Raw genomic sequence first — 12,669 nt, 5'->3', positions numbered from 1 at the left:
ATGGAAAAGGCATTACAAATCGCGCAAGGTGGTAGCTTTTTAATTGAAGATATATCGCCAACTCAAGTGTTTACACCGGAAGATTTTACAGATGAGCAAAAAATGATTGCGAAAACGACAGAAGAATTTGTCGTTAATGAAGTGTTGCCACAACTTGAGCATTTAGAAAATCATGAGTTTGATCGTTCAGTTGCTCTTTTAAAACAAGCAGGCGAACTCGGATTACTTGGCGCAGACGTGCCAGAAGAATACGGTGGCTTGAGCTTAGATAAAATTAGCTCTGCATTAATTGCGGAAAAAATGGCGCGCGCTGGTGGTTTCTCGATTTCACACGGTGCGCACGTCGGAATCGGTTCGCTTCCAATTGTTTTGTTCGGAACAGAAGAGCAAAAACAAAAATATTTACCAGCGCTTGCGACAGGCGAAAAAATTGCTGCGTATGCGTTAACTGAGCCAGGTTCTGGTTCGGATGCACTCGGTGCAAAAACGACTGCGAAATTAAATGCGGAAGGTACGCATTACATTTTAAATGGAGAAAAGCAATGGATTACAAACGCTGGATTTGCTGATGTGTTTGTTGTATATGCAAAAGTAGACGGTGAACATTTTACAGCATTTATTGTTGAGCGCGACTTCCCAGGCGTATCGACAGGGGCGGAAGAAAAGAAAATGGGCATTAAAAGCTCATCGACGCGCACGTTAATTTTACAAGATGCGCTCGTTCCGAAAGAAAATGTACTTGGTGAAATTGGAAAAGGTCACGTCATTGCATTTAACATTTTAAATATCGGCCGTTATAAACTTGGGGTTGGTGCTGTCGGTGGAGCAAAACGTGCGCTTGAAGTGACGATTCAATATGCAAATCAACGTCAACAATTTAAAACGGCAATTTCAAAGTTTTCGTTAACACAAGAAAAATTAGCAACGATGGCATCTAAATTGTATGCGGCTGAAAGCTCCGTTTATCGCACGGTCGGTTTGTTTGAAGCGCGCATGGGACAATTAACAGATGAACAAGCAAAAGACGGAAAAGAAACGGCAAAAGCGATCGCTGAATATGCGATTGAATGTTCATTAAATAAAGTGTTTGCGACAGAAATGCTCGATTACATCGTAGATGAAGGGGTACAAATTCACGGTGGGTATGGTTTCATGCAAGAATACGAAATTGAGCGCATGTATCGCGATTCGCGCATTAATCGTATTTTCGAAGGAACGAACGAAATTAACCGCCTCCTTGTGCCAGGCATGTATTTGCGGAAGGCGATGAAAGGTGAATTGCCACTTTTACAAAAAGCGCAACAGCTGCAAGAAGAGTTAATGATGCTTATGCCTGAAGAAGTTGGCGATGGCGTGCTTGAACAAGAAAAATATCTCGTTCGCAACGCGAAAAAAATTGCTTTAATGGTTGCCGGATTAGCAGCTCAAAAATTCGGTCCGAAACTTGAAAAAGAACAAGAAGTGCTTGTAAATATTGCGGATATTGTCAGCAACGTGTATGCGATGGAATCAGCGCTATTGCGTACGGAAAAAGCGATTGCCCAATCTGGAGTGGAGAAAAATAAACAAAAAGTATTGTATACACAAATTTTCTGCCAAGAAGCATTTAACGAAATTGAAGCACATGCGAAAGAAACGATTGTTGCTGTAGAACATGGGGACATGTTGCGCATGATGTTGTCTGCATTGCGGAAATTAACGCGCCATACGCCAATGAATGTGATTGCGAAAAAACGCGAAGCAGCAGCAGCGTTAATTGAAGCAGAGCGATATGTTGTGTAATAATGGAAGTACCAGACACGTCGTCTGGTACTTTCGCTTTTTTTGTTGTACATAAGGATGATGAGGTGAGAAAATGACGACATTTTATTGGTATCCAAAATGCGGCACATGTCGCAAGGCGAAAAAATGGTTAGATGATAACAACGTTTCCGTACAAGCTGTACATATTGTAGAACAGCCTCCATCAAAAGAGCAGTTGCGGACGTTATATGAAAAAAGTGGACTAGATTTGAAAAAATTTTTTAATACGAGTGGCATGAAGTATCGGGAGCTCGGATTAAAAGACAAATTAAAGACGATGACAGAAGAAGAAATGTTACAATTATTGTCATCGGACGGCATGTTAATTAAGCGTCCAATCATCACAAATGGAGAGCAAGTTATTGTCGGATTTGACGAACAAAAATATCATGAAATGTTTAAATTGTCGTGAAATCGTGTCGAAAATCGTGTATGATGAAAAGGAAAACAATGTGTTGGAGGGACAACGATGAGCATTCCAAAAGAGCTACGTTATTCACAAGAACATGAATGGGTGCGTGTCGAAGGGAATACGGTTCGCATTGGGATTACAGATTTTGCCCAATCGGAACTCGGCGACATCGTATTCGTTGAATTGCCAGAAGTCGGCGCACAACTCACAGCAAACGAGCCATTTGGTAGCGTTGAATCAGTAAAAACAGTATCTGAACTATATGCACCGATCAGCGGCAAAGTAGTAGCTGTGAATGAAGAGTTAAACGACAACCCAGAGTACGTGAACGAATCACCGTATGACAAAGCATGGATGATCGTCATCGAGCCGAGCGATATGAGCGAAGTGGACAACTTACTAACTGCTGAACAATACGAACAAATGATTAACCAAGACTAAAAAACAAATCGCAGGGCACCCTACAACACAGGGGTGTCTTTTTTGTTGAAACAAAAAACAATCGATATTACAAAAGATGTTGTTGGGAAATTTAATGAAAACGGTAACTTTCAGCTGTTTTATGACGACGAATGTGTTGGAGAATTTGTTCAGGAAACGAACGAGTTCAAGCTGAAAAGCGGATATGAAGAACAACAAGGACGCATTTTGAAAACTGTAACGGTTACTGAACATCCAGATGCAAAATATGTGGATTGCGACACAGAAGGTGGTTGGTGTTAAAGGGCAGCGACATCGCTGCCCTTTTCGATTTCATAAAAGGAGAAAAAGTGCAACATAACGAATATAATATACATAAATGCATGTGCAAGGTGATGACGATGGGGATCATTGAGGTGGAAAAAGTAATTATTGTCGAGGGGCGGTCAGATAAAAGAAAGATCGAAAGCATTATTAGTGAGCCAGTAGAAATTATATGTACAAACGGGACGCTCGGTACTGCCAAACTTGATGAATTGATTGATGCTTTGTACGATAAAGATGTGTACATTTTAGTTGACTCGGATGAGGCGGGAGAAAAATTGCGTCGCCAACTTCGACGTGAGTTTCCGCAAGCTGAGCACTTATATATTGATAAAATGTATCGTGAAGTTGCAGCTGCTCCGAAACATCATATTGCGGTCGTATTATTAAGTGCAAATATCGATGTACACGCACAATATTTGTAGAAAGTTGTGTGATGGTTGTGAAGGTCGTTTATATGTACACGCCATTATGTGGCACGTGTCAAGTGGCAAGTCGTATGGTTGACGTGCTTGAACAGTTATTGCCAAATATCACATTTGAGCGTCAAGACTTAAATTATGTGCCTGACAAAGCGATCGAATGGCATATTGAAAGCGTTCCTTGTTTACTTATTTTTAAGCGCGGCGAACTCGTAAAAAAAATATACGCCTTTCATTCTGTTCCACATGTATATGAAACGTTGCGAAAGCTGGCTGAATAAGCCAGCTTTCGACATATTTCTTGGGAAATTGACGAGGAAGGAAGACATTTGTCGAGCAGTTATAGAAGGAACTCACCGTCCTCGTATGGAAACAATGAATACGACAATATATGGGACGGGGGCGGTTGTATGAATATATTAAAACCAATTTTACCAAATGACGGATTATATATTGAATTGCAATGGGAAGGTGGACAAGTATTTTTGAGCATATCAAAAGAAGGAATTCAACGTGTTGAAAAAGCGAATGGGGATCGAGTCATAACGATTCGTGGTTCGGCACAGGCAATTATGTCGCTATTGCAAGGGTCTTTAAAGCTCCAGCAACAACTTCGATTAAACGAATTGTCCGTCACAGCATCGTTTCGCCACATTTTATTATTAGAATCGGTTTTCTTTCTCGGTAAACCGTACGATCTTGTTCGTTGACGAGCGTTGTTTGTCGTGTTAAAATTCAAAATATTCAATTATTCGGTCAGGGGGAGAAATGATGAAATTCGAAACGATTGCTGTGCATGGAGGACTACAAACTGATCCTGTAACGAAAGCGCGTGCGGTACCGATTTATCAGTCAAATGCATATTTGTTTGACAGCACAGAGCATGCGGCAAACTTATTTGCATTAAAAGAAGCAGGATACATTTATACGCGCATTCATAATCCAACAGTGACCGTATTTGAAGAACGAGTAGCAAAGCTTGAAGGTGGGATAGGGGCTTTAGCAGTGGCGAGCGGCATGGCGGCGATTACGATGGCCATTTTAAACGTCGCTCAAGCCGGGGATGATATTGTGTCTGCTTCTACGCTGTATGGAGGGACGTACAATTTGTTTGCAAATACGTTACCGAAATACGGCATTACGACTCATTTTGTTGATCCAGCTGATCCAGAAAATTTCCGTGCTGCGATTACACCGAAAACGAAAGCTATTTTTGCGGAGACAGTCGGCAATCCGAGTTTGCATGTGTTAGATATTGAAGCAGTTGCAAACATTGCTCATGAAGCAGGTGTCCCACTCATTATCGATAATACGTTTGCGACGCCGTATCTTTGCCGTCCGATTGAGCATGGAGCAGACATTGTTGTTCATTCTGCGACGAAATGGTTGCTTGGCAACGGGACGACGCTAGGGGGCATCATTGTCGATGGTGGGAAGTTTGACTGGAACTCGCCAAAGTTTCCAGCGTTTACGACACCAGATCCGAGCTATCATAACCTTATCTATGCAGACATCGGAGCGGCAGCGTATATTGTGAAAGCACGTGTGCAGTTGTTGCGCGATTTAGGACCAGCGATTAGCCCATTCAACGCCTTTCAATTTAATTTGGGGCTTGAAACGTTGCACGTGCGCATGAAAGAACATATTGAAAACACAAGAAAAATTGTTGCATATTTAGATAGTCATCCAGCTGTTCGTTGGGTGTTGTATCCTGAACATGACAACCATCCAGCGAAAGAGCTAGCGAAAAAATATATGCCGAAAGGGGCAGGAGCAGTCGTCGTTTTTGGCATTCAAGGTGGAAGGGAAGCAGGAGCTGCGCTTATTAACAATGTGAAGCTTTGGTCACATGTGGCAAACGTTGGAGATGCAAAAAGTTTAATTATTCATCCGGCAAGCACAACGCATCAACAACTAAGCGCAGAAGATTTGAAAGCATCTGGTGTAACAGAAGATATGATTCGTTTATCTGTTGGTATTGAAAATGTGGATGATTTAATCGAAGACTTAGAACAAGCGATCGAAGCGGCAACAGGTGTACGGTCGATGTATTCGGAAGTGTAGCGTGTTAGCTGTATATAGCTAGCACGTTTATCTATATCAAAAAATTTTTTATTATTTTTCGTTGACATCGTCCTTCTTTCGATGATATACTCACATTCGTAGTTCAACATCATTCTTGAATACATTAAAACGTTAACTGAATAAAGCGTTTAAAAGCGCTCTTATCAAGAGAGGTGGAGGGATGTGCCCGATGAAACCCGGCAACCGTCAGCGCTGCTGAAATGGTGCCAATTCACACAAAGCGTTTGCTTTGAGAGATAAGAGACAGAATGGATGATAACGCCTTTCTGTTCTCTTGAGCAGAAAGGCTTTTTTCATGGAAGGAAGGTGACAGCGACGTGATTACTTTATCAAACGTAACGAAAGTATACAGAGCGGCAAGCGGAAATGTGACTGCGGTCGATCATGTAAACTTGCATATTGCAGAAGGAGAAATTTTCGGCATCATCGGTTATAGCGGAGCGGGGAAAAGTTCGCTCATCCGATTGTTAAATGGACTAGAAAAGCCGACAAGCGGTGAAGTGATTGTTGATGGAAAAGATATGGGGAAAATTAGTGGGAAACAATTACGACAAGCGCGTCAGCAAATCGGGATGATTTTCCAACATTTTAACTTACTTTGGTCGCGGACTGTACGTGAAAATATTGCTTTCCCGTTAGAAATTGCTGGTGTTCCGAAAGAGGAACGGATGAAGCGCGTCGATGAGCTTATTCAACTCGTCGGCTTGCAAGGAAGAGAAAATGCATACCCGTCGCAATTGAGCGGAGGGCAAAAACAGCGCGTCGGCATTGCGCGTGCGTTAGCGAACAACCCGAAAGTGTTGTTATGTGATGAAGCGACATCAGCGCTTGACCCACAAACGACGGACTCCATTTTAGATTTGCTCGTCGATATTAATAAACGTCTCGGTTTAACGATCGTGTTAATTACACACGAAATGCATGTTATTCGTAAAATTTGCGATCGCGTAGCGGTCATGGAAAACGGAAAAATTGTTGAAATGGGCGAAGTGCTTCATGTATTCCGTAAGCCAGAGCAACCGATTACGAAACGATTCGTCCAACAAGTGACGGAGCCGGAGGAAACGAAAGAAGCCATGTTGCATCTTCTTGAACGATATCCGAACGGCCAAGTTGTCCAGCTTACATTCGTCGGCGAAGCGGCTGAGCAACCGCTCATTACACAGCTTATTCGTCAATTTGATCTAAATGTGAATATTTTGCAAGGGAAAATTTCGCAAACGCATCACGGTTCATATGGGGTGCTATTCATTCATTTAGACGGTGCGAATGAAGAAATTGAGCGAGCGCTCGCTTTTATTCGCCAGCAAGAAGTTGAAGTGGAGGTGTTGGCGAATGTGGAATGAACTATTTCCGAACGTCGTTTGGGATAAAATATGGGCGGCGACGATGGAAACATTGTATATGACAGCTATTTCTGTTATAGCAACATTTGTGCTTGGCATTTTACTTGGTTTATTGCTGTTTTTAACGTCTAAGGGAAACATATGGGAAAATCGTCTCGTTAACGGTGCCATTGCGTCGTTCGTCAACATTTTCCGCTCGATTCCGTTTATTATTTTAATTATTTTGCTTATTCCGTTTACCAAACTTGTTGTTGGTACAATTCTTGGAGCAAACGCTGCGTTACCAGCACTCATCATCGGTGCCGCGCCGTTTTATGCGCGCATGGTAGAAATTGCGCTTCGTGAAATTGATAAAGGTGTCATTGAAGCAGCAAAAGCGATGGGGGCGACGACATCGACAATTATTTGGAAAGTGCTCCTCCCAGAAGCGCTTCCTGCACTCGTATCTGGAATTACAGTTACAGCGATTGCGCTCGTTGGATATACAGCGATGGCAGGAGTTGTTGGTGCTGGAGGGCTTGGAAATTTAGCGTATTTAGAAGGATTCCAACGCAACAATAACGATGTGACATTTGTTGCAACTGTGCTCATTTTAGTCATTGTCTTTATTATTCAGTTTATTGGTGACTTTGTCACTTCTAAAATAGATAAACGATAAAAAGGAGGAAGAAACAAATGAAAAAATGGCTCTCTTTACTTGTTGCTGCAGTTGTTATTTTAGCGCTTGCTGCTTGCGGAAAAAGCGAAAGTGCGGAAGAAAAAACAAATAAGCTTGTCGTTGGTGCATCAAACGTGCCACATGCGGAAATTTTAGAGCAAGCAAAACCGATTTTAAAAGAAAAAGGGATTGAATTGGAAATCGTGACGTTCCAAGACTACGTGTTACCAAATAAAGCGTTAGCTGATAAAGAGTTAGATGCAAACTATTTCCAACACATTCCTTACTTAGAAGCACAAATGAAAGAACATGGTTATGATTTTGTGAATGCTGGCGGTATTCATATTGAACCAATTGGCGTATACTCTAAAAAATATAAAAGCCTTGAAGAACTACCAAACGGGGCAAAAATTATTATGAGCAACTCTGTTGCAGACCACGGTCGCATTTTATCGATGCTTGAAGAAAAAGGTTTAATTAAATTAAAAGATGGTGTTGATAAAACGAAAGCAACAGTTGATGATATCGTTGAAAATCCGAAAAACTTAGTGTTTGAAGCAGATGTCGAAGCAGGTTTACTTCCACAGGTTTATAAAAACAATGAAGGAGACGCGGTATTAATTAATGCCAACTATGCGTTAGATGCTGGCTTAGATCCAGCGAAAGATCCAATTGCGGTAGAGTCGCCAGAAAACAACCCATATGTTAACATTATTGCAGTTCGTAAAGGTGACGAAACACGTAAAGAAATTCAAACGCTCGTTGAAGTGTTGCAATCAAAAGAAATTCAAGACTTCATTTTAGAAAAGTATAACGGTGCTGTCATTCCAGCGACAAAATAAGGATGTCCATTCGGGCATCCTTTTTATATTTTTCCGGAAACGACACATGCTAAAAAGGAAGGAGGAGTGTGTATGTCGATGGAACAATTTTTACACGAATATAAAAAAGGATTAGGAACGTTTACACAACAAATGACGAAAGTCGGGCAAACGTTTCAGGCGTTTACAGAGGCGTGTTTTGAGGAAGGGACGTTGTCGAAAAAAGAAAAGCAACTGATTGCCTTAGGGATTAGTGTCGCGAAACAAGATGAATATTGTACGATTTATCATACGAAAGGGTGTATCGATGAAGGAGCGACAGAAGAACAAATATTTGAAGCGTGTGCGGTTGCCGCTGCGTTAGCTGGCGGGGCGACAATGAGCCAAGCAATCACGCTCGTTCGACAATGTATTGATGAATTTACTCGCACGCATTAAAAGGATAGGGCTCCCTATCCTTTTTTACATATGTGATAAAATGTACTTTAGAAACAAAAAAGTATCAAAATGCTTGCAATAAGGTTGCTAATACTTTTCATCTGTTATAAAATTGTAATGAGAATAAAGTGAGAATTACGTTTTTATGAACATAAGCGAAACTGGAGGTATTTTTTTATGGCAACATTAACGATTAAAGATCTTCACGTTGCAATTGATGGGAAAGAAATTTTAAAAGGGGTCAACCTTGAAATTAAAGGTGGCGAGTTCCATGCGATTATGGGACCGAACGGAACGGGAAAATCAACATTATCTGCGGCAATCATGGGCCATCCAAAATATGAAGTGACAAAAGGAAGCATTACATTAGATGGGCAAGACGTATTAGAAATGGAAGTAGACGAACGTGCTCGCGCAGGTCTTTTTTTAGCGATGCAATATCCGAGCGAAATTAGCGGTGTGACAAACGCTGACTTCCTTCGTTCAGCCATTAACGCACGTCGCGGAGAAGGAAATGAAATTTCATTAATGAAATTCATTCGTCAATTAGATGAAAAAATGGCGTTTTTAGAAATGAATCCAGATATGGCGCATCGCTATTTGAATGAAGGATTTTCAGGTGGAGAGAAAAAGCGGAATGAAATTTTACAATTAATGATGTTGCAGCCGAAAATTGCAATTTTAGACGAAATTGACTCAGGTCTTGACATCGATGCGTTAAAAGTTGTTGCAAAAGGTGTAAACGAAATGCGCAGCAGCGACTTCGGCTGTTTAATTATTACCCACTATCAGCGCCTATTAAACTATATTACGCCAGATTACGTACATGTTATGATGCAAGGACGGATCGTGAAATCAGGTGGTCCAGAATTAGCACAACGCCTTGAAGCTGAAGGATACGATTGGATTAAAAAAGAGCTAGGCATTGAAGATGAAGTCGTTGAGCAAGAAGCGTAAGCGTTAGGAGGATTTATGATGATTGAGACGAAACTACCATTCGACCAACAGTATGTACGCTCTTTTTCGGAAGGGCGTGGAGAACCGGACTGGCTTTTAAACGTTCGCTTACAAGCTCTTGCACAAGCCGAACAACTTCCTTTACCAAAGCCAGATAAAACGAAAATCGATCGTTGGAACTTTACACAATTTTCTACTCATCTCGTTGAAAGCGCTCCGCTTTCTTCTTTAGAAGAGTTGCCAGAGCAAGTGAAAGTGCTTATTGATATCGATGAACAACAAAAAAACGTATATGTGCAACGCGACCATACATGTGCATACGTATCGCTTGCGGATGAGTTGAAAGAAAAAGGCGTCATTTTTACTGATTTAGCGACAGCTGTTCGCGAACATAGCGATCTTGTGCAAAAATATTTTATGGACGGTGTGAAAGTAAATGAGCATCGTCTGACAGCGCTTCATGCTGCCCTTGTCAACGGCGGGGTATTTGTATACGTGCCGAAGCATGTACAAATTGACGTGCCGTTGCAAGCGGTGTACGTGCATGAAAAAGCGGAAGCGTTGTTTAATCACGTCATTATTGTTGCAGATGTGGGCAGTAAAGTAATGTATGTGGAAAACTACATTTCAACATGTGAACGTTCGGAAGCGATCGTCAACATCATTACAGAAGTGTTTGCGCGAGATGATGCGCAAGTGTTTTTCGGTGCGGTAGACAATTTGGCAAAGGGAACGACTGTCTATGTCAACCGCCGCGGTGTGACAGGGCGTCATGCGCGCATCGAATGGGCGCTTGGTTTAATGAATGACGGAAATACAATTTCAGAAAACATTACGCGCTTAATCGGTGATGGATCAGTCGGCGACACGAAGACAGTCGTTGTGAGCCGTGGTGAGCAAGTGCAAAACTTTACGACAAGCGTCATTCACTACGGAAAACATACAGAAGGCTATATTTTAAAACACGGCGTTGTCAAAGATGAAGCGACATCGATTTTTAACGGCATTGGAAAAATTGAGCACGGGGCATCGAAATCGAATGCGGAACAAGAATCGCGTGTGCTTATGTTAAGTCCAAAAGGACGAGGAGATGCGAATCCGATTTTATTAATTGACGAAGATGACGTGACAGCAGGCCATGCGGCATCGGTCGGTCGCGTGGACCCAACGCAATTATATTACTTAATGAGCCGCGGTATTCCGAAAACGGAAGCAGAGCGATTAATTATTCACGGCTTTTTAGCACCTGTTGTGAATGAAATTCCAATTGAGCGTGTGAAAAAGCAATTAATTGAAGTGATCGAAAGGAAAGTTAAGTGATGAACGTAAAAGAACTTCGTCAACTATTCCCGATTTTAGATCAACAAGTCAATGGCAAACCGCTCGTTTATTTAGATAGCGCGGCAACATCGCAAAAGCCGTTACCGGTTATTGAAGCGATTGACAATTATTATCGCCAATACAATTCGAACGTTCATCGCGGTGTGCATACGCTTGGTACAAAGGCGACTGATGCCTACGAAGGGGCGCGCGACAAAGTGCGCCGCTTCATCGGTGCTGCCTCGACGGAAGAAATTATTTTTACACGCGGGACGACAACGGCGATTAACTTAGTGGCGGCAAGCTATGGTCGAGCTCATGTGCGTGAAGGCGATGAAATCGTTATTACGTACATGGAACACCATAGCAACATTATCCCTTGGCAGCAAGTTGCGAAACAAACAGGGGCAACGTTAAAGTATATCCCGCTACAACCAGATGGTACGATTCGATTAGAAGATGTCGAACAAACGGTGACACCGAATACGAAAATTGTAGCTGTCATGCACGTATCCAACGTGCTCGGTACAATCAACCCAGTAAAAGAAATTGCCCAAATTGCTCATAAGAACGGCGCGGTTGTTGTTGTTGATGGAGCGCAAAGCACTCCGCACATGAAAGTAAACGTGCAAGACATCGATTGTGACTTTTATGCGTTTTCAGGCCATAAAATGTGCGGTCCGACAGGTATCGGTGTGTTATATGGAAAAAAACGTTTACTTGAGCAAATGGAACCTGTTGAGTTCGGTGGAGAAATGATTGATTTTGTCGGCTTGTATGAGTCAACATGGAAAGAGCTTCCGTGGAAATTCGAAGGTGGTACACCAATTATCGCTGGAGCGATCGGCTTAGGAGCTGCGATTGATTTTCTTGAGCAAGTCGGTTTAGATCATATCGCTGAGCACGAACATCGTTTGGCGCAATATGCGCTTGAACAGCTCGCGACGATTGAAGGATTAACGATTTACGGTCCGAAAGAGCGGGCAGGGCTTGTGACGTTCAATATCGATGGTGTGCATCCGCATGATGTAGCAACGGTTTTAGATGCGGAAGGCATTGCTGTTCGTGCTGGTCATCATTGTGCGCAGCCACTTATGAAATGGCTAAATGTGACAGCAACCGCACGCGCAAGCTTTTATTTATACAATACAGAAGAAGAAATTGACGCACTCGTTTCAGCATTAAAGAAAACGAAGGAGTATTTCAGCTATGTCTTTTAATAGCCATTTAGATACGTTGTATCGGCAAGTGATTATGGACCATTATAAAAACCCGCGAAATCGCGGGGTATTAGAAGGGGAACACGTCGATATAAACATGAACAACCCGACGTGTGGCGACCGTATTCATTTAACGTTAAAAGTAGAAGACGGAAAAATTGTCGATGCGAAATTTGAAGGAGAAGGTTGTTCTATTTCGATGTCATCTGCATCGATGATGACAGAGGCGATTAAAGGAAAAACGATTGAAGAAGCGTTGAAGTTATCAACGATTTTTTCCGACATGATGCAAGGGAAAGATTATGACGATTCAATCGATTTAGGAGACATTGAAGCGCTTCAAGGCGTATCGAAATTTCCTGCACGCATTAAATGTGCAACGTTAGCTTGGAAAGCGATGGAGAAAGGGTTGCACGGGCAACAAGGACAGTCATAAAAAAGGA

The 12,669-nt window shown here is 42.1% G+C and carries 16 protein-coding genes and 1 riboswitch; all 16 genes read left to right on the top strand.

All coding sequences use genetic code 11. The features are described 5' to 3' along the window. Positions 1–1,782 (top strand): acyl-CoA dehydrogenase family protein, encoded by a 1,782-nt coding sequence (locus tag AFK25_RS12780; RefSeq protein WP_019417438.1) that lies wholly within the window; start codon positions 1–3, stop codon positions 1,780–1,782. A gap of 73 nt (positions 1,783–1,855) precedes the next feature. Beyond that, positions 1,856–2,215 carry an arsenate reductase family protein gene (locus tag AFK25_RS12775; RefSeq protein ID WP_009362273.1) on the top strand — a complete coding sequence of 120 codons (360 nt, stop codon included), beginning with the start codon at positions 1,856–1,858 and terminating at the stop codon, positions 2,213–2,215. 57 nt (positions 2,216–2,272) lie between these two features. Continuing rightward, the gene (gcvH, locus tag AFK25_RS12770; RefSeq protein ID WP_019417437.1) at positions 2,273–2,656 is read left to right on the top strand and encodes a glycine cleavage system protein GcvH; all 384 of its coding nucleotides are present in this window, start codon (positions 2,273–2,275) and stop codon (positions 2,654–2,656) included. Positions 2,657–2,689: 33 nt separating this feature from the next. Next, on the top strand, positions 2,690–2,938 hold the full coding sequence (locus AFK25_RS12765) for a YusG family protein (protein WP_035066291.1): 249 nt from the start codon (positions 2,690–2,692) through the stop codon (positions 2,936–2,938). Between the two features lie 98 nt (positions 2,939–3,036). Then, positions 3,037–3,384, top strand: a complete 348-nt coding sequence (locus AFK25_RS12760; RefSeq protein WP_009362270.1) for a ribonuclease M5 — start codon at positions 3,037–3,039, stop codon at positions 3,382–3,384. 8 nt (positions 3,385–3,392) lie between these two features. Beyond that, the gene (locus AFK25_RS12755) at positions 3,393–3,662 is read left to right on the top strand and encodes a thioredoxin family protein (protein WP_019417434.1); all 270 of its coding nucleotides are present in this window, start codon (positions 3,393–3,395) and stop codon (positions 3,660–3,662) included. 129 nt (positions 3,663–3,791) lie between these two features. Beyond that, positions 3,792–4,091: a KH domain-containing protein gene (locus AFK25_RS12750; protein ID WP_009362268.1), complete on the top strand. Its 300-nt coding sequence runs from the start codon at positions 3,792–3,794 to the stop codon at positions 4,089–4,091. A 61-nt stretch (positions 4,092–4,152) separates the two neighbouring features. Then, the gene (locus tag AFK25_RS12745) at positions 4,153–5,445 is read left to right on the top strand and encodes an O-acetylhomoserine aminocarboxypropyltransferase/cysteine synthase family protein (protein ID WP_009362267.1); all 1,293 of its coding nucleotides are present in this window, start codon (positions 4,153–4,155) and stop codon (positions 5,443–5,445) included. 158 nt (positions 5,446–5,603) lie between these two features. After that, positions 5,604–5,709: riboswitch (SAM riboswitch) on the top strand. Between the two features lie 74 nt (positions 5,710–5,783). Then, complete coding sequence (locus tag AFK25_RS12740) at positions 5,784–6,812, top strand: methionine ABC transporter ATP-binding protein (RefSeq protein WP_009362266.1); 1,029 nt, start codon at positions 5,784–5,786, stop codon at positions 6,810–6,812. Further along, positions 6,802–7,470 (top strand): methionine ABC transporter permease, encoded by a 669-nt coding sequence (locus tag AFK25_RS12735; RefSeq protein ID WP_009362265.1) that lies wholly within the window; start codon positions 6,802–6,804, stop codon positions 7,468–7,470. Before AFK25_RS12740 ends, AFK25_RS12735 begins: the two co-directional genes overlap by 11 nt. A gap of 17 nt (positions 7,471–7,487) precedes the next feature. Then, positions 7,488–8,312, top strand: a complete 825-nt coding sequence (locus tag AFK25_RS12730; RefSeq protein ID WP_035066295.1) for a MetQ/NlpA family ABC transporter substrate-binding protein — start codon at positions 7,488–7,490, stop codon at positions 8,310–8,312. Positions 8,313–8,384: 72 nt separating this feature from the next. Continuing rightward, positions 8,385–8,729, top strand: coding sequence for a carboxymuconolactone decarboxylase family protein (locus AFK25_RS12725; RefSeq protein ID WP_035066298.1), 345 nt, complete (start codon positions 8,385–8,387; stop codon positions 8,727–8,729). A 177-nt stretch (positions 8,730–8,906) separates the two neighbouring features. Further along, complete coding sequence (sufC, locus tag AFK25_RS12720; RefSeq protein WP_009362262.1) at positions 8,907–9,686, top strand: Fe-S cluster assembly ATPase SufC; 780 nt, start codon at positions 8,907–8,909, stop codon at positions 9,684–9,686. A gap of 15 nt (positions 9,687–9,701) precedes the next feature. Next, complete coding sequence (sufD, locus tag AFK25_RS12715) at positions 9,702–11,006, top strand: Fe-S cluster assembly protein SufD (RefSeq protein WP_035066300.1); 1,305 nt, start codon at positions 9,702–9,704, stop codon at positions 11,004–11,006. Further along, a complete protein-coding gene (locus AFK25_RS12710; protein ID WP_009362260.1) occupies positions 11,006–12,226 on the top strand; it encodes a cysteine desulfurase in 1,221 nt (406 codons plus the stop codon). The genes sufD and AFK25_RS12710 overlap by 1 nt, the downstream gene beginning before the upstream one ends. Then, complete coding sequence (sufU, locus tag AFK25_RS12705; RefSeq protein ID WP_009362259.1) at positions 12,216–12,662, top strand: Fe-S cluster assembly sulfur transfer protein SufU; 447 nt, start codon at positions 12,216–12,218, stop codon at positions 12,660–12,662. Before AFK25_RS12710 ends, sufU begins: the two co-directional genes overlap by 11 nt. Positions 12,663–12,669 lie beyond the last annotated feature (7 nt).

Origin of the sequence: Anoxybacillus gonensis (assembly GCF_001187595.1) — a bacterium.
Taxonomy (GTDB): Bacteria; Bacillota; Bacilli; order Bacillales; family Anoxybacillaceae; genus Anoxybacillus; species Anoxybacillus gonensis.
Note: the sequence above shows the minus strand (reverse complement) of the source record. Positions and strands in the feature narration are given on the sequence as shown.